17 protein-coding genes and 3 pseudogenes are annotated in these 19,814 nt (G+C 53.6%); 12 read left to right on the forward strand and 8 right to left on the reverse strand.

All coding sequences use genetic code 11. The annotated features are described in order from the left end of the window. The 9 genes and pseudogenes from VPK24_RS09685 to VPK24_RS09725 form a co-directional block, all read left to right on the forward strand. Positions 1 to 110: pseudogene (locus tag VPK24_RS09685) on the forward strand (IS5/IS1182 family transposase); the annotation flags it as partial. A gap of 169 nt (positions 111 to 279) precedes the next feature. Continuing rightward, positions 280 to 522, forward strand: coding sequence for a hypothetical protein (locus tag VPK24_RS09690; protein ID WP_393012574.1), 243 nt, complete (start codon positions 280 to 282; stop codon positions 520 to 522). A gap of 54 nt (positions 523 to 576) precedes the next feature. Further along, a pseudogene (locus tag VPK24_RS09695) lies at positions 577 to 744 on the forward strand (element excision factor XisI family protein); the annotation flags it as partial. 78 nt (positions 745 to 822) lie between these two features. Continuing rightward, positions 823 to 1,179, forward strand: a complete 357-nt coding sequence (locus VPK24_RS09700; protein WP_393012577.1) for a nucleotidyltransferase family protein — start codon at positions 823 to 825, stop codon at positions 1,177 to 1,179. A gap of 45 nt (positions 1,180 to 1,224) precedes the next feature. Next, on the forward strand, positions 1,225 to 1,635 hold the full coding sequence (locus VPK24_RS09705; RefSeq protein ID WP_393012581.1) for an element excision factor XisH family protein: 411 nt from the start codon (positions 1,225 to 1,227) through the stop codon (positions 1,633 to 1,635). After that, positions 1,623 to 1,958 carry a XisI protein gene (locus VPK24_RS09710; protein WP_393012584.1) on the forward strand — a complete coding sequence of 112 codons (336 nt, stop codon included), beginning with the start codon at positions 1,623 to 1,625 and terminating at the stop codon, positions 1,956 to 1,958. The genes VPK24_RS09705 and VPK24_RS09710 overlap by 13 nt, the downstream gene beginning before the upstream one ends. A gap of 55 nt (positions 1,959 to 2,013) precedes the next feature. Beyond that, positions 2,014 to 2,352, forward strand: a complete 339-nt coding sequence (locus tag VPK24_RS09715; RefSeq protein WP_393012587.1) for a nucleotidyltransferase family protein — start codon at positions 2,014 to 2,016, stop codon at positions 2,350 to 2,352. Continuing rightward, positions 2,339 to 2,680 (forward strand): HepT-like ribonuclease domain-containing protein, encoded by a 342-nt coding sequence (locus VPK24_RS09720; RefSeq protein ID WP_393012590.1) that lies wholly within the window; start codon positions 2,339 to 2,341, stop codon positions 2,678 to 2,680. The genes VPK24_RS09715 and VPK24_RS09720 overlap by 14 nt, the downstream gene beginning before the upstream one ends. 242 nt (positions 2,681 to 2,922) lie before the next feature. Further along, positions 2,923 to 4,359, forward strand: coding sequence for a Shedu immune nuclease family protein (locus VPK24_RS09725; RefSeq protein WP_393012592.1), 1,437 nt, complete (start codon positions 2,923 to 2,925; stop codon positions 4,357 to 4,359). An 81-nt stretch (positions 4,360 to 4,440) separates the two neighbouring features. On the opposite strand, the gene metH is transcribed toward VPK24_RS09725, so the two are convergent. Beyond that, a complete protein-coding gene (gene metH / locus VPK24_RS09730; RefSeq protein WP_393012594.1) occupies positions 4,441 to 8,049 on the reverse strand; it encodes a methionine synthase in 3,609 nt (1,202 codons plus the stop codon). A 295-nt stretch (positions 8,050 to 8,344) separates the two neighbouring features. Then, positions 8,345 to 11,281: an S-layer homology domain-containing protein gene (locus tag VPK24_RS09735; RefSeq protein ID WP_393013171.1), complete on the reverse strand. Its 2,937-nt coding sequence runs from the start codon at positions 11,279 to 11,281 to the stop codon at positions 8,345 to 8,347. A gap of 432 nt (positions 11,282 to 11,713) precedes the next feature. On the opposite strand from VPK24_RS09735, the gene VPK24_RS09740 reads away from it, so the two are divergent. After that, positions 11,714 to 12,292, forward strand: coding sequence for a hypothetical protein (locus VPK24_RS09740; RefSeq protein WP_099531474.1), 579 nt, complete (start codon positions 11,714 to 11,716; stop codon positions 12,290 to 12,292). 15 nt (positions 12,293 to 12,307) lie between these two features. After that, positions 12,308 to 13,804 (forward strand): DUF3685 domain-containing protein, encoded by a 1,497-nt coding sequence (locus tag VPK24_RS09745; RefSeq protein ID WP_393012597.1) that lies wholly within the window; start codon positions 12,308 to 12,310, stop codon positions 13,802 to 13,804. Positions 13,805 to 13,920: 116 nt separating this feature from the next. Here the strand turns inward: VPK24_RS09745 and VPK24_RS09750 are convergent, their stop codons facing one another. The 3 genes from VPK24_RS09750 to VPK24_RS09760 form a co-directional block, all read right to left on the reverse strand. Beyond that, complete coding sequence (locus VPK24_RS09750; RefSeq protein ID WP_393012600.1) at positions 13,921 to 14,385, reverse strand: YggT family protein; 465 nt, start codon at positions 14,383 to 14,385, stop codon at positions 13,921 to 13,923. 128 nt (positions 14,386 to 14,513) lie between these two features. Further along, the gene (locus VPK24_RS09755) at positions 14,514 to 15,266 is read right to left on the reverse strand and encodes a pirin family protein (RefSeq protein WP_393012603.1); all 753 of its coding nucleotides are present in this window, start codon (positions 15,264 to 15,266) and stop codon (positions 14,514 to 14,516) included. 206 nt (positions 15,267 to 15,472) lie between these two features. Then, entirely contained in the window at positions 15,473 to 15,727 is a 255-nt protein-coding gene (locus tag VPK24_RS09760; RefSeq protein ID WP_393012606.1) for a CDGSH iron-sulfur domain-containing protein, read from the reverse strand. A 613-nt stretch (positions 15,728 to 16,340) separates the two neighbouring features. Here VPK24_RS09760 and VPK24_RS09765 point away from each other — a divergent pair. Next, positions 16,341 to 16,670: pseudogene (locus VPK24_RS09765) on the forward strand (winged helix-turn-helix transcriptional regulator); the annotation flags it as partial. Between the two features lie 435 nt (positions 16,671 to 17,105). Here VPK24_RS09765 and VPK24_RS09770 read toward each other — a convergent pair. The 3 genes from VPK24_RS09770 to VPK24_RS09780 form a co-directional block, all read right to left on the reverse strand. Then, complete coding sequence (locus VPK24_RS09770; RefSeq protein WP_099531468.1) at positions 17,106 to 17,561, reverse strand: Fur family transcriptional regulator; 456 nt, start codon at positions 17,559 to 17,561, stop codon at positions 17,106 to 17,108. 445 nt (positions 17,562 to 18,006) lie between these two features. Continuing rightward, a complete protein-coding gene (locus tag VPK24_RS09775) occupies positions 18,007 to 18,675 on the reverse strand; it encodes a hypothetical protein (RefSeq protein WP_190526503.1) in 669 nt (222 codons plus the stop codon). A 244-nt stretch (positions 18,676 to 18,919) separates the two neighbouring features. Continuing rightward, positions 18,920 to 19,777, reverse strand: coding sequence for a sulfurtransferase (locus tag VPK24_RS09780; RefSeq protein WP_393012609.1), 858 nt, complete (start codon positions 19,775 to 19,777; stop codon positions 18,920 to 18,922). Positions 19,778 to 19,814: the final 37 nt, after the last annotated feature.

A 19,814-nucleotide genomic window follows, 5' to 3' on the forward strand; every position in this document is an offset into this window, starting at 1 on the left:
AGCGATTTCGGATCTTCTCAGGACGCTATCGCAATCGTCGTCGCCGTTTTGGCTTGAGGCTTCATCTGCTGGCCGGGTTGCTCAACTACCAGGCAACACATCCAATTTGATTCGTGCAAGAGGTCTAATGAATCCGAGTCGTAATGTTCTGTTTGCTCTGGCTGATGTGTCCAGTGTTGAAGGGCTAATTGGATTCTGGGTTGAAGTTTAGTCCTCAAGCCTTTTCAAAGTATCCCCAAGTGTTCCAAAACACCCCCAAATCATTAGGAGAGAAGGATAATGCAGATTCAAACGCTGGTGACCCATGACATGACTTTGATGAGCGATCGCACCAGTGTGACGATCGTGGGAAAACGGATCTGTCATTTAACGAATGAGGTTCATTTGAGCTTTGCGTTGAAGCAGCCTCAAGCCTTGGATGATTGCTTGGGGCAAACGGAATCGCTGTGTTTGGTGATGTCTGATGAGGACGCGCGGCTATTGGGGCGATCGCTGTTGGATTTAGTAACAACGGAGGATTAAATTAGGCCACAGGGCGATCGACCATTGAGACCTATTGCTCGATCGGCTCGATCGTCCACAATTCACATTGACCTAGAACAAGAAAAAGTCTGGATTCAAGATGACGGCACAGAAGTTGGGGTTGCCAACAAGCTAGTTGAGCGTGGAATTCCCAAAGAGGAAATTGTGCTGGCTTATCACTTGCCCCTCTCGCGCCGATATGATGGCTTTGCAGTGAGTTGACTAGCAATAAGATTTTCATGCATGACATTAATCTAACCCTGTAAACCATTGAATTAGAGACAACAGAGGCGACGATTAATGACTACACGGCAACTCAACCCTAAACTGCAATCCCGATTAGGCATTACTCAAGAGCAGCTTGCTGAATTTTGCCAACGATGGAAAGTGGTTGAACTCGCACTCTTTGGCTCAGTTCTCCGCGACGATTTCCGACCCGACAGCGACATCGATATTATGGTTGAGTTTCATCCAGAAGCTCGCCCCACATTCAGCACCTTAGACCGTATGGAAGCAGAGCTGAAAATTATGTTCGATCGGGAGATTGATTTAATTACTCGCCAAGGAATTGCCAGCAGTCGCAACTATCTACGCCGCCACGAAATTCTTTCTTCTGCTCAGGTAATTTATGCAACGGGGTCTGCAATTTCTGCTTAAAATGTTGCAATCCATCGAGGGGTATGGTGTCGGAGGTGGTCACTGATGGCAAAAGATCTGTTTCACCATATTGTCAAGTCAGCCCTGATTGCTGAGGGCTGGGAGATTACCCATGATCCTTTCCCTGTGGACTACGGTGATGTGCAAATGCAAATTGATCTGGGGGCAGAACGCTTACTTGCAGCTCAACGCAATTCCGAGAAAATTGCCGTTGAGGTCAAAAGCTTCACTCACCCCTCAGCTATTTCCGAGTTTCACACGGCTGTCGGTCAATATTTCAATTATCGCCATGCGTTACGTGCTCAGGAAGCGAATAGAAAGTTATATTTAGCTGTACCTAGTCAAATATATGATCAATTTTTTAGACTTAAATTTGTCGAAGAAATTGTGAAAGAGCAGCAGATTTTGATTGTGGTTTACAACATTAAAATCGGAGGTATTCAATGGATAAACTAGAACGCTACCGGCGAATCATTCAGGAAGTTCTGACTGAGCATAGCCAAATTCAGCCTGCCTATGGCGAAATTCAGATGAAGTTGATGTTTGATGTGGAGCGCGATCGCTATCAACTGCTGCGTACAGGCTGGCTTGAAGAACGCCGGGTCTATGGCACATTAATTCACATTGACCTAGAGCAAGAAAAAGTCTGGATTCAATATGACGGCACAGAAGTTGGGGTTGCCAACGAGCTAGTCGAGCGTGGAATTCCTAAAGAAGAAATTGTGCTAGCTTATCACTCGCCCCTCATGCGCCAATATGATGGCTTTGCAGTGAGTTAACAAGCAGTAAGTTTCTCATGCATGACATTAATCTAACCCTGTAAACCGATGATTAATGACTACACAGCAACTCAACCCTAACCTCCAATCCCGATTAGGCATTACTCCAGAACAGCTTGCTGAGTTTTGCCAACGATGGAAAGTGGCTGAACTTGCTCTCTTTGGCTCAGTTCTCAGAGATGACTTTTCCGTGAGTAGCGATGTAGATATCTTGGTCAACTTTGCTCCTCATCATTCTTGGGGCTTGGAGTTTGTTCAAATGCGAGAAGAATTAGCGACTCTCTTGCAACGACCAGTTGATTTATTAACTCGTCAAAGTGTGATGAACAGCCATAACGCCCTTCGCCGCCAAGCAATCTTAGATTCAGCGGAAGTCATTTATGAAGCGAGATAAGCAGACATTAGTAGATATTTTTACTGCCACCCAACAAGCATTACTGTACGCTCAGGGTATCGATCAAGATAGCCTAAAACAAGATGATGAAAAACAAGCTGCAATTCTATATCGACTCATTGTTATTGGAGAAGCAACCAAACGTCTATCCAATGAATTTCGTTCGCAATATCCAACGATTCCCTGGCGGCAAATGGCTGGTTTAAGAGATGTTATGATTCATGATTATGACGAACTGGATCTCGATATTCTTTGGAACGTAATTCATATTAACTTGCCTGATATTTGTTCAAAAATTCAAGCGATTTTAGAAAGTCTAGATGACTAAAACTTAGGCTAGTCAAAACCTATTATCAAAGTTTGATCGCGCATTAATCACAGTGGGAGCAGCAGTAGGGTGGGCATTGCCCACCTACACCTATAGCTCATCGCTAATGCAATCTGATTGCACTGCCGGAAGAGGCGATCATTGTTTTGAGGATGAATGCTGTTTTGGCTGGATAGCAGTGGGCATTGCCCACCCTACTTGCTCGCTACAATATGATACGCAGCTAGTACTCAGAAAAGCATATGAAAAGTGGGCTTAAAAAGTGGCAACTGACGCTAGATGGTGCAAGCCCAATGGTATTGACGGAGGAGGAAGGAGAGGCCACACAGCAGTTGACATCAGAGCAGGTCGCGTTTGTGGATGCTGTCTCAGCATCCATCAAGGCGTATCTCAAGGCTACTGAATCTCTGAGTGCTGGACAATACGCACATTTGAGGGATGCAATTCCTGCTTATCTTGCTGACCCTGGAAACGTTCTCATAGCTATTTGCTCCGACGGAGTTGTTGTCCGCTATGAGAGGAAAAGAGATGAAGAGCGACGTTTGCTGTTCGCTGTTCTTCCACAAAGTATCGTGACTGGGGCTGCTATCTTGTCTCAAAACCTCGTGCACATCGCATCTCCAGCAGTTCCTCTCCCAGAGAGCCAGGAATTCGGTGCAGATCTCAAGCTTTGTGTTATTTCTCCCCAGCAAGGTGAGCCTCGGGATGTAATGGCATTGCGCCTTTGGTTTCATGTAGAAAATGCCTTTCCGGAAGCATCTAATCCTCCAGGTGCAAAGCCACACTGCCTCCTGTCCGTAAGGAACCAAATAGATCTGGAATTGCACGGAGTCTTACTTGGAACGGACGAGAAGCTGACTCCTGAACAACCCTTCATCGCCCGATCTTCATTGCGAGTGGATGTGGGGTGGGATTGTATAGAAGTCTTCCCCGGCACTGACGACAGCAATTGGAATCCTAACTGCGCACCCCTATGGGCAGAACGGGATTTGCTCGGTGCTCTACTCATTGCTCAGACGGCAGAGGCTCAATTAAGTACTCTGGATCCAAGAGCCTCCGCACGCCGGGCGTACGCCAAACTTCTCACAGAATTCAAGACTCTGCTTGACTCAAATCCAGAACGTGAGCAAGTGCTGCAGACGTTCCTACAAAGCCATCCGATTTTGCTGTGTCCAACCTATGCTCGGATGTGGCCTAAGTTGCCACTTGGGTCTAATGTCACTGACTTCGTCTTTTGCACGGCTACCGGCGAGTACCTACTTGTGGAATTGGAGCGATCTACATTGCCACTCTTTCGGCAAGATGGCCACCCTACGGCTGATCTCACTCATGCTCAAGGGCAGATTGTGGACTGGAAGCGCTATCTAGAAGATAACCTTCAAACAGTTCAGAGAGAGCTTGGGTTGACCAGCATTTCCGCAAGCCCGAACGGGCTTCTTGTCATCGGCCGTTCTAGCTCTCTTCAGCCTAGAGATCGGCGCAAACTACAGACCATGATGAACGAAAGCCCAAAGCTCCGAATCATGACTTACGACGATATCTATGATAACGCTCGGGCAGTGCTAGAGAACTTGCTTGGGCCTATGTGGGATTCAGGTGGCACTACACAGATCTACTATCCTCCCAAGACTGAAAGCTACCCCTATTACTCAACTAGTAGGTCAGAAACAACCGAGTAGTCTTTTAGTTTCTTGCCGCAATGAACGATTGAGACTACACCCATAAAGATGAGTGCAGTCTCAAATTAAGCAAAATTACTCCTACGCCGTGAAGTACTTCGCGATCGGGTGGTAAGCAACGATCGCCGTGGTGGACTGCTCCGGATAAAGCTGTTCGCTCTCGTCCATATACATGTTGATTCGATCGGTTTGCAGCAACTGCAACTGAATCAATTGATCCTGAATATTCGGACAAGCCGGATAGCCAAAGCTGTAGCGCGATCCCTGATAACGCTGGGCTAAAATGTCCCGCAATTTGTCCGGTTCCTGCGCACCAAACCCCAGTTCCCGCCGAATGCGAGCATGCGTCCATTCCGCCAGCGCTTCCGCCGTTTGCACCGCCATCCCGTGGAAGTACAAATAATCGGAATATTGATTCGCCGCAAACAGCTTTTGGGCATATTCCGTGGCAATTTCGCCCACCGTCACCGCTTGCATCGGGAACACATCAAAGATGCCCAACTCCTTCGGTGCAAAGAAATCGGCAATGCAAAGGCGGCGCATAGAACCTTGGCGCGGAAACTCAAATTGGGCGATCGGCTCCAGGTTGGTTTCCCCCGCGCTGACCGCTTCCGGGTCGTAGATATAGAGCGTATTCCCCGCCGCATTGCAGGGAAAATAGCCATAGATCACTTGCGGTTGCAACAGGTTTTCCGCCAGCACCTTGGCTTTCCATTCCGCCAAAATTGGCCGCACTTTGGCATCAATAAAGGCATCGTAATCCTCGCGGGATTGTTCCTTCGGTTTGCGGAATTGCCATTGACCAACGAACAAGGCTTGCAGGTCGAGATAGTTGAACACCTCCTCGATCGCAATGTCCGATGGGTTCAACAATTGGCTGCCCCAGAACGGCGGTTGGGGGCGATCGATGTTTGGGTCAACTGCTTCCGATCGTCGCGTGTCAATCACCTTCGGTTTCTCAGCTTTGGCGGGTTTCTCAGCCGCATCGTCGCCATCCGCCTTGGCTTGGCCATAGCGACCCAACGCCGCCGGATCATCGGCAAATTCCCCTAAAAAGCCCTGGAAATCGTCCCATTGTTCAGCGGCCTTCGCGGGCATCAACTTATCCATAAAGCTGAGATCCGAGAAAGCATCTTTGCCATAGATCACCCGACCGCGATAGGTCTTTTGGCAATCTTCATAGACAAATTTCGGCGTGAGGGCCGCGCCGCCCAAAATCACGGGCACAGTAATCCCGCGATCGTTGAAGGTCTCCAGGTTTTCCTTCATGAACGCTGTGGATTTCACCAACAAACCGCTCATGGCAATGCAATCGGGCTTGTGTTGCTCATAGGCATCAATGATGTTTTCCACGGGCTGTTTAATGCCCAAATTAATCACCCGATAGCCGTTGTTGGTGAGGATAATATCCACCAGGTTTTTGCCAATGTCATGCACATCGCCCTTGACCGTGGCGATCACGAAAGTGCCCTTGGCGTTGTTGCTGGTTTCGGATTTCTCCATGTGCGGTTCCAAAAAGGCCACCGCCGCTTTCATGGTTTCCGCCGACTGCAACACAAAGGGCAATTGCATTTGACCCGAGGCAAACAATTCACCCACTACCTTCATCCCATCCAACAGATAGGTGTTGATGATTTCTAGGGGTGGATATTGGGTCATGGCCTGCTGCAAGATGGCTTCGAGGCCCAACCGTTCGCCATCGATGATGTGGCGTTTCAGCTTCTCTTCAAGGGAGAGGTTTTCATCTACACCCGCCGCTTTTTTGGTGGTGGCTCCTTCAAAGAGTTGAGTTAACTGGGTCAGGGGATCATAAACACAAACATCCCCCTCAAATCGGCGACGATCGAAGATCAAATCGCGACAAACTTCCTGGTGCTCTGGCTCAATTTTCGCTAGGGGTAAAATCTTAGCCGCACTGACGATCGAGGAGTCCATCCCCACCTGCATGCACTCATGCAGGAACATGGAGTTCAGCACCTGCCGCGCCGCCGGATTCAAACCAAAGGAGATGTTAGAAACACCCAGCAAAATGTGGCAGCCAGGCAGATTTTCCCGAATCAAGCGAATTGATTCGATCGTGGCGGCTCCGTTTTTGCGGTCTTCTTCAATGCCAGTGGAAATCGGCAGGGCCAGGGTATCGAAGAAGATTTCATGGGCGGGAATCCCAAACTCCACCGCTTGCCGATAGGCTCGCTGGGCGATCGCAAATTTTTTCTCGGCGGTGCGGGCCATTCCGTCTTCATCGATCGTCCCGATCACCACCCCAGCGCCATAGGTTTTGGCCAGCTCCAGCACTTTCAAAAAGCGCTCTTCGCCGTCTTCATAATTGGTGGAATTCAGCAAACATTTGCCGCCGGCCACCTTCAAACCGGCTTCCATTTTTTGCCATTCCGTGGAGTCCAACATCAGCGGCAAAGTGACATTATTCACCAGCCGTGAAACCAGCTCCCGCATATCCCGTTCGCCATCGCGGCCCACATAGTCCACGTTCACATCCAGCACGTGGGCCCCTTCGCGAACTTGGGCTTTGGCCAGGGAAACTAGCCCATCCCAATCTTCAGCGTTCAGCAGTTCTCGGCATTTTTTGGAACCGCTGGCGTTGAGCCGCTCACCCACAATCAGGAAGGAATTATCCTGCTGATAAAGCTGAGTGCCATAAATCGAAGCGGCGGCGGGTTCGTAATGTAATGGGTTGCGATCGAACCGGCCCGGTTCCAGGTTTTCGGGAACTCGAATCTCGCGGGCTTTGGGTTGCAAGGATTCGGAAATGCCGACCAATTCCTTGATGTGGTCGGGGCGCGTGCCGCAGCAACCGCCCACCACTTGCACGCCCCAATCTTCCACGAATTTGTGCAGGGCCATCCGCAATTCCATCGGGGTCAGGCGGTAGTGGGCATGGCCGCCGACGTTTTCCGGTAAGCCCGCGTTGGGAATGCAGGACACCACAAAGGGCGATCGCTCGCAGAGATAGCGAATATGCTCCGCCATTCGATCGGGACCAGTGGCACAATTCAACCCCAAAATATCGATCGGGTAGGGTTCCAAAATCGCCACCACGGCGTTGATATCCGTCCCCACCAACATCGTGCCGGTGGTTTCCATCGTCACCGAAACCATTAATGGAATCCGCGATCCTTTCTCAGCAAAAACCTCCTCGATCGCGTTCAGTGCTGACTTAATTTGCAACACGTCTTGGCAGGTTTCAATAATCAGCAAATCTGCGCCCCCATCAAACAGCGCCGAAGCCTGTTCGGCGTAGGCCGCTTTCATCGTGTCGTAGTCAATGTGGCCCAGGGTCGGTAGTTTGGTTCCCGGCCCCATGGAACCGGCCACAAAGCGCGGTTTTTCTGGGGTGGAAAATTCGCGAGTGAGTTCCTTGGCCAGTTCCACGGCCTTGCGGTTTAACGCGTAGGCTTGGTCGGCTAAATCGTATTCCGCCAAGACGATCGAAGTTCCCCCAAAGGTGTCGGTTTCGATCACATCTGCACCTGCCTTCAGATATTCCCGGTGCACATAGGCCACGGCTTCCGGCTTGCTTTGCACCAAATACTCATTACACCCCTCATACTGCGGGCCGCCAAAGTCTTCGGCCGTCAGGTTCTGCGCCTGGAGGAGCGTCCCCATGCCGCCATCAAAAACGATGACCGGACGCGAAGGGTGATGCAACCGTTCCAAAAAGGGATGAGTCATGGTCAGGGATGGAGCAGCAATTGGAATGCGAACAGGTTGGGGCGTGGCACTGTACTGTTGACCAGCACGGTTGATTAGCCCATGGGGCCAATGTCCCTATTGTGCCGGATTTGGCCGAGAGGTCTAGGCCCGGCGTGATTTCCGCAACCAAGCAGCACCGATCGCCCAGGAGGTCTAAACAGCCCAAACGGCTATCGGGTGAGCCTCATCAATCAGCAGAGACCAGATGCTCAAACCCTGCCCCCCAGGACTGCGAAGGCTTGGCCAGTCACCCAGTTGACTCCTCAGACATGGGCTAAGACAGTCGCCCTTCGGCGATCAGAGCCTGGTGAATGAAGCTGGCCAGGTCGGCGCGGGTGGTGGGTTGGTTGGGATTCAGGCGATCGGGACTGGGTTGCCCTTGCAGGATTTGGCGCTTGAGGGCGGCGGCAATTTTGCCCTGCACGGCGCTGGGAATTTCGGCGCGATCGTCCAGCGCTGCCAAGCCTTCGGGGGACTCATCGGGCCAAGCCAGCCCTCCGGCCAGGGCCGCGGCCAACTGCCAACGGGGCACACCCAGCTCGGGGCCAAATCGATCGGCATCCATACCCGAGAGGAACTGACCCCGGTAGGCGCGATCGATCGCCGCCGCCGCCCAATAGCCCGATGGCACATCTTGAAAGACCTTGCCCGATCGCCGATCGCCTGGATCGAAGGCTTTGACCAACACCGCCGCCAATTGGGCCCGGTTAATCGGCTCATCGGGATGGAACGAGCCGTCCTCGTAGCCGCTGAGAATGGCCTGTGCCGCCAGGGTATTGATGAAGGGGGCGGCCCAATGGTCGGTGATGTCGCTGAAGGCGCTGCTGGCCGGATCGCTGTTGGTGTTGTTGCTGCCCAAATCGACAATGTAGGGCGATCGCAGGGCGCTGGCCAGGCCCTTGGTGACCAGGGCTTGGTAAAGGAAGGCGGACACTTCACCCCGGGTGATGGCCCGCTCGGCCTCCAGGCGGGTCAGGTCGGGATAGTTCACCACCATGCGCCGCACCGTGGCCGTGGCGATCGCGTCGCGGGCAAAGTTGGGAATCCGAATCGCATCGCTGTAATAGCTCAAAACACTCAAGGTTCCCCCCGTCAAACCCAGACCATTCACCAGGGCGACCAACGCTTGGGCCCGGGTGAGGTTGGCATTGGGCTTAAAGCTGCCGTCGGGAAACCCTGCCAGCAATCCGCGTCGATAGCATTGGTCGATCGCCCCGGCGGCCCAAAAACTGGCCGGCACATCCCAAAATTTCGCCCCCGATCGCAGGTTAGGCAAACTGGGAAAAGCCTTCACCAACAGGGCCGCAAACTGCCCCCGCGTCAGGTTGGTGTTGGGGCGAAAAGTGCCATCCTCCTTGTAGCCGCTCATGATTTGCCGTTGGATCAACTGGCGAATAAACGCTTCGGCCCAATGGCCCGTCACGTCATCCCCCAGCGGGCCAGGACTGGGGGTTGGGCCAGGACTCGGAGCCGGACTGCCGCCGCCCGCCCGTCTTCGGGCCTCCAACACCGCCTTGTAAGCGTTCACCTTGCCGTAGCCAAACCACCGGGAAAACCCGCGACTGTCATAGGAACCGTAGCGAAATCCAAACTGTGGATCGGCGTTGGTGTCCACAATTTTGTCCGCCGTTGATTCCAGAATCTGTTTCACTTCCCGCGCCGTCAGGTTGGGATTCGCGGACAACACCAGGGCCGCCACACCCGCCACCACCGGGCAAGCGCTGGATGTGCCCCCAAAGTCGGCGGTGAAGTCCGTGCTGCTGTAGCCCGCTGCCCCCAGGCGATCGGTCGTGAACACTCCGGCTCCGGCCAGGTTGCTGGTCACCTGGGGGGGAGTCAGAATTGCGCCAGTTTCCGGCAACCAAATTCCCGGCGGTGCATTGTTGCTGGGGGCACAAACGGAAATGTTATCGCCCCAATTGCTGTAGGCGGCTTTGCGGTTCAAGCTGGTGGCAGCGGAAACGGCAATCACGTCTGGATGGGCCGCAAACCCGGACAGCCATTCCGTGGATCCCGACAACACGTTGTTGGGCCAACCCTGCTCATTCACCGTGCCATTCACGGGCCGGTTCGCGTTGCCGGCCGCGAACACAATCACACAGCCTTTGCCGTTGCGGCCCTGGGTGGCGGCTCGGTTAAGGGCCGCTCGCTGCCGGGTAGACAGGGGAAAGTAAATGCTGCCCGGGCCCCAGCTACAGGAGACCACGGCGGCCCCCCGGGACACACACCAATCAAACAGTTCTTCCACCGCTTGGTCATCTAAATAACCGGTGGTGCGAATGGGCATCAAGGCACAACGGGGAGCCACTCCCACAATGCCGCTGCCGTTTTCTTCGGCCACGGCAACCCCGGCGCAGGCGGTTCCGTGGCTGTCGTCCCGCGTGCCGGGCAGGGGGTTAAAGTCGTTGTCTTTAAAGTCTTTGGGGCTGACGATTTTGCCGGTTCCCTGAAAGTCCGGGTGGCTGAGGTCGATGCCATCGTCGGCGATCGCGACGATGATGGATCGATCGCCCCGGGTAATGTCCCAGGCTTTTTCCGCATCGATGTGGGAACCGGCGGTGATGCTACTGCCCCCGTTGTTTTGCAAATACCACTGGGAACTGTAAAACCCATCCCGTGGCCGGTAGAAGGGTTGGCTCTCGATGATGGCGTTGGGTTCGGCGCTCAGAACGGCCGGATTTTCCAACAGGGTGTTGGCAATTTTTAGGGGGTTGAGGGGCGTTCGATCGCTCAGGCGATAGATAAACGCATTGGGAATGCCGTCCAGGGGCTTCACCAACACCAGCCCCAGGCCTTGGGCGATCGCATCCACCGCCTGGGCCACCAGGGTGGGATGAAACACGATCGTCACCTCATCCCCCAAATAGACCCTTGTGGCCCCTTGGCCTTGGTACTGATAAACATGGCTCACGTAGTCAAAGGCTCCCGATCGGCGAGCCTCGTCCATCACCGGATCCAACCGGGCCGGAGCCACCAGCAACTCCACCAGGGCCATGCCTCGCCCCAGAGGTCGCACCTGGGTTACGTCCGGCAGGCGGGTGGGATCGATCGGCTGGGCGGCTTTGGGGCGCACCACGAAGCGATCGGGCACTTTTTCTAGGAGGACTTCATCTCCGCCCCGTTGCAACACCAGGCCCAGAAACTGGGGCGGCACGCCAACGGCCCCCACAGAGTCCAAATCGGACGGCACGGGATGAGAAGAAGGTTGCAAATCCGCCACGGGGAATATCTCCTGAAACAGGCTGGAAACAGGCTGGAAGATTGCCCTGAAGACGACAGGGGGGATCATCGACGGCGACGGAAATCAGCCAGCCAGAATGGTCAATACCGCCACCAATCTAGGCTGATCGGGCGCGGAGGGGCCCAAGGGCGATCGAACCTTGTCGTAGAATAGAGCCGATTTGACCAAAGTAATGGACACAAGCCTCGCCCTTAGAGAGTGGCTTGATCCCAGTCGCGGGCGGGCAGTCCGAGACTCAAAACGGACGCAGAGGCCAGCGTGAATCCAGTTCGCTGGTGGCGGCCCATGAAGCGTCAACCCATGGTCTAGTCGAGCAACTTCGGTTGCTTGGTTAGCACCAGAATCCCCACGCCCTTGGGGTGGGGAGGATGTCAAGCGGCTCCTACTCAATCCACCCAGCCCATGCTAGCCCTTCGATTCCCTCGGTTGCTGCGTGTTGTTTTTCCCCTGTTGGCAGTTGCCGCGCTGGCCCCCAGCGTGCGGGCCCAAGAAACGAATTTGCCCGATGCCACGCCAGCTAACCCTGAACCGGCGGTGGTTCAAGCAACGGGACTGTTGAGCATGGCCGGCGGTCAACGCCTGATGGATGAAGCTGCCCGCGCGATCGAGTCCCAAAACTACGGTTTGGCTCAACAGCGCTTGCAGCAAGCTCGACAGGTGTTTAACCAGTTGTCGAATTTTCATCAGCAATTGTCTGGTGCATTTTCCGCGATCGACAACCGCATTTCCCAAGAACAGCGCAAGAACGCCCTTGAAGCGGCCCAAATGCGCGATTTATCGACCTATCAGCTTGCTTTGGTTCACCGGGCCCAAAATCAACCGGAATTAGCCATTCCTCTGTTGGTGCAGATTGTTTCGAGCCAAAGCCCCACACGAGATTTGGGAACCAAGGCCTATCAACAACTGGCGGAGCTGGGCTTCATCAGTCCGGGGGCCCTGCGTCCAGCGCCCGCACCGGCTCCCGCTGCCACACCTCGCTAGTTGGGGTAGGGACAATTGAGCCGACCGCCAGCCCTCAGCAATCGGCAGCGCTGGTTCCAATCCCAGTGGCTGGAGGTTGATCGGGCCCTGCGAGACGGGGCCACGTTGGCCCAACGGCGCGATCGCCCCTGGTGGGATCAGTGGGTCTTGGCGGGCCGGCAGCGCGAGTTGCGGGCGGCCCGCTCGGTTTTGGGCTGGTTGGCGGGTGGCATTCCTGACCCATCGATCAATATGGATCCAACCAATATGGATCTAACCAATGTGGATCCAACGAGTTGGGAAGGGAGCGGCTGGGATCCAGAGGGCGATACGGCATCGTCAGCATCGGTGCTCAATTCGCCTTTGGGTCGATCGGCAACGCGCCCGATTAACCGCCCACCAACGCAACCGGCCAATTCAGCCGCTAATCAGGCTGTGGGTGGGGGCAATCCATCGGCCAATGCGTCACCCAATCGCCCGATCGGCTCCGGAGCGATCGACCCCGGCCGTAATCCGCCCCCGCCCCCTGAGGATCCGGCGAGTGGTTCCACACCGACCGCCCTAGACCTGACCCTCTGGCGATCGACCCTCTTTGACGATGCGGTGGCCCGGCTGACGGTCGATCGACTGGTGAATTTGACCGGTTCTCCCCTGGAAATTGAAATTTTGCATCCCGATCGCCGCCGGGAGCTTTTAGCCCTGGTGTTGCGGCGGGTGGAACGGGGCCTGGAGGAAGTGCGCCGCGATCGACTGCGGGGCGATCGGCTGCTGGCCCAACAGGAAGCCTTGTTACAAACTTGGTGGGTTCAGCTTCTGGATGACTTTTTAGGCGACTGGCTCACGGAGCGCTCAACCCTGCGATCGGGCAGTGGGGCCTTGCGGCTCCAGCGTGATCGATTGCTTCAGGATTGGTCGATTGTGGCCACAGATATTCTGAATCGTGCCGTGGAATTGGGCCCCCTGCTGGAGCATCTGCTATGGGGCCTGCCCTTAACGGTGGATGGGGTGACGGTGGAGGCGGGAACCGGAGCCGCCCTTGATCGGGCCAGTGCCCTGCTCCACAATCTGGTGCTTTGTTTGGCCTGCGCTGTGGTGCAACCGGTGTTGAATCGCTATGGCGATCGGGAAGGCCTGAAGCTGGCCCTGTTCGATCGGCGCTGGTTGCCCACCCGGGAAGTGGAACGGTTTCGGAATGACCTGGCTTGGAAATATCGAGTGCAACGCTGGGTCAGCGAACCCAAAGCCATCTACGAAAGTCGCTATTGGCTGCTGACGGCCAGCGATCGGGGCATTGTGGCCCTGCCGGTTTATGCGCCCCGCAACCAGGAATGGCGGGCCCTGTCTGGTGTGCCCTTGGGGGTCACGTTGCTGATTGAAGCCCGCGACGCGATCGCCCCTCGGGTGCGGGCCACGGTCACCCTGGCCGGTCGTGGGGCCCTGATGGTGCTCCAGGCGATCGGGCGAGGCCTTGGCTTCATTGGCCGCGGCATCATTCAAGGATTGGGCGATGCGCTCGATCGCCGCAAGACTTGATGGATCGCGAGTCAAGACTTTTCTTTGGGGCTGCCGGATGGACATTGCTCCCCTGCGACCCAACGCCCAACGCCCTCGATCGCTAGCCTTCGAGGGTAATCACTGGCCCCGATCGGCTAATCCGACACAATCTTCAGCAGCCGCACAAACAGCACCCCCAACAGGGCATAGGTCAGCATCGCCACGATCGCGTTCAGATCCAACGCATTGAACTGACCAAACCGAAACACCGGGAATAACGTCGAAAAGGGGCCAATGTAGGGATTGGCCAAAAACTCAATGCCCTGAGCAAAAGGACTGCGGGGATTCGCTCCCGTCAATTGCAACAGGAATCGCATCCCAATCAAAATTTCCAGGGCCACAATCAGGTAATAGGTTCCCTGTTGCACCCGCCGCAATACCTCATTGCGCCGCGCGATCGCCATTTGCCGGGCCTCTTCTCGTAAGCGGCGCTCTTCCGCCCGCAACTGCATTTCATAGAGCTTGCGGGCGTAGTCTTCGGGGGGCAGTTGGTCACCCGGCAGGCTATCAGCGCCCGGTTCAGAGGGGCGATCGTGAAACGGATTGCCGTTGGTGCTCATGGATTCGGGATCAGGCCCTAAAAACAGCGATCGAATCCATGCAATCGTTTTGCGGCTCCGTCGTCAAGCGATCGCCCCTCCCAATTCATCATCCACACAGCGGCCATTGGCTCGGCCTTAAGCCAGCCTTAAGCCAGGTCAAATAGCAACAGCTCCGCATTCTCGGAAGCCGTAATTTCCACCTGCTCCAGGGCTGTGATGGCCGCCGCGTCGCCCGCCTCCAGCGTCACCCCATTCAGGGCGATCGCCCCACGAGCCACCTGCAACCATCCGCCGCGCTCAGGGCTGGCAAATTGATGCACCACCCGATCGCCCGCCGCCAACGAGCTGGCAAAAATCAGCGCATCCTGATGAATCGTCACCGAGCCATCGCGACCATCGGGCGAAGCCACCACCCGTAACCGCCCCTGCTTATCTTCCGGCGCAAAGTACACCTGCTCATAGCCCGGCTGCAAGTTGTTGCGATCGGGCAAAATCCAAATTTGCAACAGGTGCAGCGGCTCCGAATCCGACGCATTAAATTCGCTGTGCAAAATGCCCGTTCCGGCGCTCATCCGTTGCACATCGCCCGGCCGAATCAGGGAGCCGTTGCCAATGCTGTCCCGGTGCTCCAGCAACCCACTCAGCACATAGGTCACAATTTCCATGTCGCGATGGCCATGAGTGCCAAACCCTTGCTTGGGGGCAATCACATCCTCATTGATCACTCGCAACGTCCGAAATCCCATGTGATTGGGGTCGTAGTAACTGCTAAACGAAAAACTGTGATAGCTATCCAACCAACCGTGATTGGCATGGCCCCGATCGCCCGATCGCCGAATCGTGATGTTGCCCGTAGTGGTCGGGGCGATCGAGGCAGCAGCAGAAGACGAAATAGTCATGGCTCAATTACTCCACTGTTCAACCTAAGCAAACCCTGCAAAACCCAGAAACGCAAAACTCAGAAACGCAAAATCCAGCAATCAGCAAATCACATCAATAACCGAAACCACCGGCAAGGCCGATTCACCTCAGGATCATGATCTGATCAGCCTTTGACCATTTCAATGCACCGAAAAAAATCAGCCATTTTCACCGAATCTGAGTCCTAACCAGCCATCAGCGGCTGATGGGAACCATCACAGAAAGGTGAATTTTGAGTTTGCTTGCAATTACAAATTGCAACCTTTTTCGTTTCTGTCACCTCAAAGGCGAAGGGCGTAAAACTCGTTCCCTGGTGGGAGCCATCGCAGAATTTCTTAGAAGCCGATCGACCACAGGCACACCAGAAGTATTTCCCCGGTGCCAGTTCAATCACCTCAGGCTTTGTATCAGCAATCACAGCCTCATTAGGAGCAGTCATGCTTAAAACTCTCTCTCGATTCAGTAAACTAGGCGATTGAATTGATCCTAGAGGCTTCTCTTGGCAGCAACAAGTACGCACAAAAAAGTGCGGTAGTTACCAAAAAGAAACCACCCAGTAAATCAATCAATTAAACCCAATTAATCAAATCAATCAATTGATTCAATGAAGAGACTTAGAACTAGAAAAAACTTGAAGACTTTACTGAACTAAAACTCAGCAGGTCTCTTGCATTAATCACGATCTTCATTCTAAATTCTTTTCCAAGATTGTTGATTGACTAACAAACTTTATAAGCACCTAGTTCCTATGTGTTTCTTCTGTAGGTTGGGTTGAGCTTTGCGAAACCCAACTCAATCACACTCAATCATCACGAACTTTGCTGTGGTTGGGTTTCGTGCCTCAATCTAATCTACAACTACAACTCAATTTTAGGTTTTCTCGGAAGTATAATTTCTAAATGTAATTTCTAAATGTAATTTCTAGAAAATTCAAGAGAGCATTCAAGGGCATATTCAAAAAACATTTCAAACATCAACTTGAAGAAATTGATCTATATTGCTTTTGATATGGTTTGCTATGGCTTCCTTCGCTGTACGAGGATCGATCGCCCATGATTACCCCGAATCCAGCACCCACCACAGGCTTCACGCGCCTCAGTTGCGCCGTCGAAACAACACTCAACATCATTGATGGGCGATGGAAAGTCCTGATTTTGCGCGAGCTATTTGCAGGAACCATGCGCTTTGCTCAACTGCGGCGAGCGCTTCAGGGCGTGACGCAAAAAATGCTGACTCAGCAGTTGCGGGAGTTGGAATCCGATGGCATTGTTCACCGGCAAGTGTATCCAGAAGTGCCACCCAGAGTGGAATATTCCCTCACGCCCTTGGGGGAATCCCTGTGGTCAGTGCTGGAAGCGATGCACAACTGGGGGCTGCACTATCAAACCGCCCAAGGTATCGCTGACCATCCGGTTCATGGGGAACCAGCATTGCCACGTTTGCCGATCGACTATGGCGATCCAGGCTATGGCGCTCAAGACTTGGACAATCAAGACTGAGACAATCAAGACTCTGGCAATCAAGACTCTGGCAATCAAAATTTGGACGCTCAGGACTCGATCGATTAGTTCACTCGATTAGTTCACTCGATTAGTTCACTCGATTAGTTCACTGGGTTCAGATAGTTCAAGGTGCGGAAACAGTCTAAATAGCCCCCCAATCGCTCAGATGGCCTAGAATTGAAGCCGCTAAAACGCCTAGATTTCAGAATACAGACATTTCAGAATATAAGAGCCTAGGACACTCAATCATAATCAAGGGTTGGCTCCATGGATTTCCACTCAGCCAACCCCTAATTTAGGATCGTTATTCACAAGCTAAAGCGGCAGAAGCGATCGCTGACAGGAGGGACAAATGGCATGGATGGTTAATTGGCAATCGAGCAGATGGTAGCCCTCTTTTTCCGATTGCTTAATTCCCATTTTCAAAACCGAATCGTTCTTGAATTCGATCGTTTTATTGCACTTAACGCAAATTAAGTGATGGTGATGATGGGGATAGGGCTGATTGAGTTCGTAGTGCTTGTGGCCTTCTGCTAATTCCAGTTCGCGCAAAATGCCCATGCGCGACATTAATTTCAGAGTCCGATAGATCGTAGAAAGGCTGATGCCTTGGTCTTGCTCTTCAAGCAAGTGATACAGATCTTCGGCGCTGAGGTGGCGACCTTCGGGCAGATCCTTGAAGACATTGAGGATCACTTCGCGTTGGGGAGTCATCCGCCAACCGCGCTCGTTTAACTCGGCTTTTAGGGACTGTGGTGTGTAGGAAAACATAGGGGTTGGCGAGGTTTGACCTGAAGCGTTTCCCTCTGCCAAATGGTAACAGGTATAAATGAGCATTTGCAAGAAGCTCGCATTATTGAGAATAAATCTTAAGTCTAGTTTTAGGGAATGGGCCGCTTGGGTCTCCCCGGGCTGATCGGTCTGGCGATCGGGTGGGTCACCAAGTTGTTAGGGGATGGGGCTTTAGGGCGATCGCGCCGGAATCGCGCCGGGTCAATTGGGGGCTGATCGCCCCTTTGCAAAAGTTTATAGATCCCGAGGGATCAGAGCGATTAACTTGCGATTAAGGGCGACAACCACCCTGTTTAAATGCAGATCTTTGCAAATATGGGCGTGATCGGGACGCTAAAGCGGCCAAAAAGGAGAAATTGCAGCGATCGCGCTGGCCATGGTTGGTGAATTGGCCGCCGAGGCCTGGGCGATCGCCCGGATTGGTTCAGGAGGGGTTCAAGTCCCGGAATTTGGCTTGCTTCAGTTGCTCATACCGAGCTTGGAGCGATCGAAAGTTGTGCTGAATGAGGGGAAACAGCTTGGACGGAAAGGGTTCGTTTAAATCCATTGGGTTCACCCCGCGCATGGATTCGATCGATCGCACAGCTTTGTAAATTGCCACGTGTTTCAGATATTTCAGCAATTCTTCAATCAGCTCTTGGCTATTTTCCGCCTGTTCAGCTAGGTGAATTTTGGATTCGATGATTGCAACAATTTCATCGTGATTTTTTAAAATAAAGTCCCGCTCAATAATTTCTCCGGCAGAATCCGGCAACGCATGATCTCTTGCGCCCAAAGTGGCGATTCGCTGCCACATGGCGTTATCTTTTTCAAGGCGTAAATAAATTGGCCAATAGAATTCGGAAATTTGGCGCTCCAAGAATTCCAGTTCCGCTTGATGACGAGCCAGCACAATTTCTTGTTCTAATTCGGCAACGCGCTGTTTCTGCTGATTTTCTAAATCGACTAGGATTTGGCGCTGGCGATATTTTTCATTAATGTCACTTTTGAAAATTTCAAATCGCTTGTTTAACCAATAGCCAGCAATCAGCACAATGCCGCCAATGAGCACTTTATCAACAACCAATTCAATGAGTTTTTCAGAAAGGGCCATGTTGATGATACTCCGTTGACAATTTCAAGCTTTTTTGAGGGAAATTCTTGAGAAGTTCTTTGATTAGATTTGATTAGAAAAATTACCTTGAAAAGTTGATTGAAAGAATAACGACCATAGGGGCAAGGGGCTTAAGCCCCTTGTCTTTGGTGATTGCTAGCCCCTTGTCTTTGGTGATTGCTAGCCCCTTGTCTTCGACGATCGATCGGTCAGCAGAATCATCATTTAGGCTCCTCAAACATACTCACTCAGGCGGAGCAGTGACGGTGGGCAAGTCGGGATAGGAACACCAGTCACTCCAACTGCCAACGTAGAGACGAGCTTGGGGCAGTCCAGCGCGGGCCAGGGCCCACAGGTTAACGCAGGCCGTCACGCCGGAACCGCAGTAGACGATCGGGGGTGGATTGGGGGGCAAGTCCTGAAAGTGGGATTTCAAGGAGGCGATCGAGTGGGCGCGGCCTTCTGGGTCGCAAACCTGCACCCAAGGATAGTTAATGGCTCCGGGAATGTGGCCAGCTACGGGGTCGATCGGCTCCACTTCACCGCGATATCGAGCGGGTTCTCGGGAGTCAATGATGGTTCCTTCTGCCAACCGCTGGGCTTGTTTGATGGTGTCGATCGAGGCCAGCAGTTCCAAGCGCGGGCGGGGCACAAACTGACGGACGATCGGGTGGCTGGGTTGACTGGTGGTGGGCAAACCAGCTCTTCGCCAGGCCGACCAACCGCCATCCAGCAGCACCACTCGATCGTGGCCCAAATAGCGCAACAGCCACCAGAACCGGGCCGCAAACCCAAACTGGGAATCGTCGTAGACCGCAACCCACCGATCGGTATCAATGCCCCAAAAGCCCAGTTGATCCACCAGGCGATCGAGCACTGGCAGCGGATGCCGACCGCCATGGGGGCCAACGGGCCCAGACAAATCCCGCTCCAAATCCGCATAGACCGCGCCGGGAATGTGGGCAGTTTGGTATTGCTGTTGTCCCAAGTTGCGATCGCCCAAGGAAAACCGACAGTCCACCACCACCCAATTCGGATCCGACAGCATTGGGGCCAACTGTTCCGGAGAAATCAGTTGCTCCAACAGCAATTTCGCGGCCATGATTGAGTTTTCCATGCTGAACCCCAGGGCATTCGCC

The sequence above is a fragment of the Limnothrix redekei LRLZ20PSL1 genome, assembly GCF_043235035.1.
GTDB lineage: Bacteria > Cyanobacteriota > Cyanobacteriia > CACIAM-69d > CACIAM-69d > CACIAM-69d.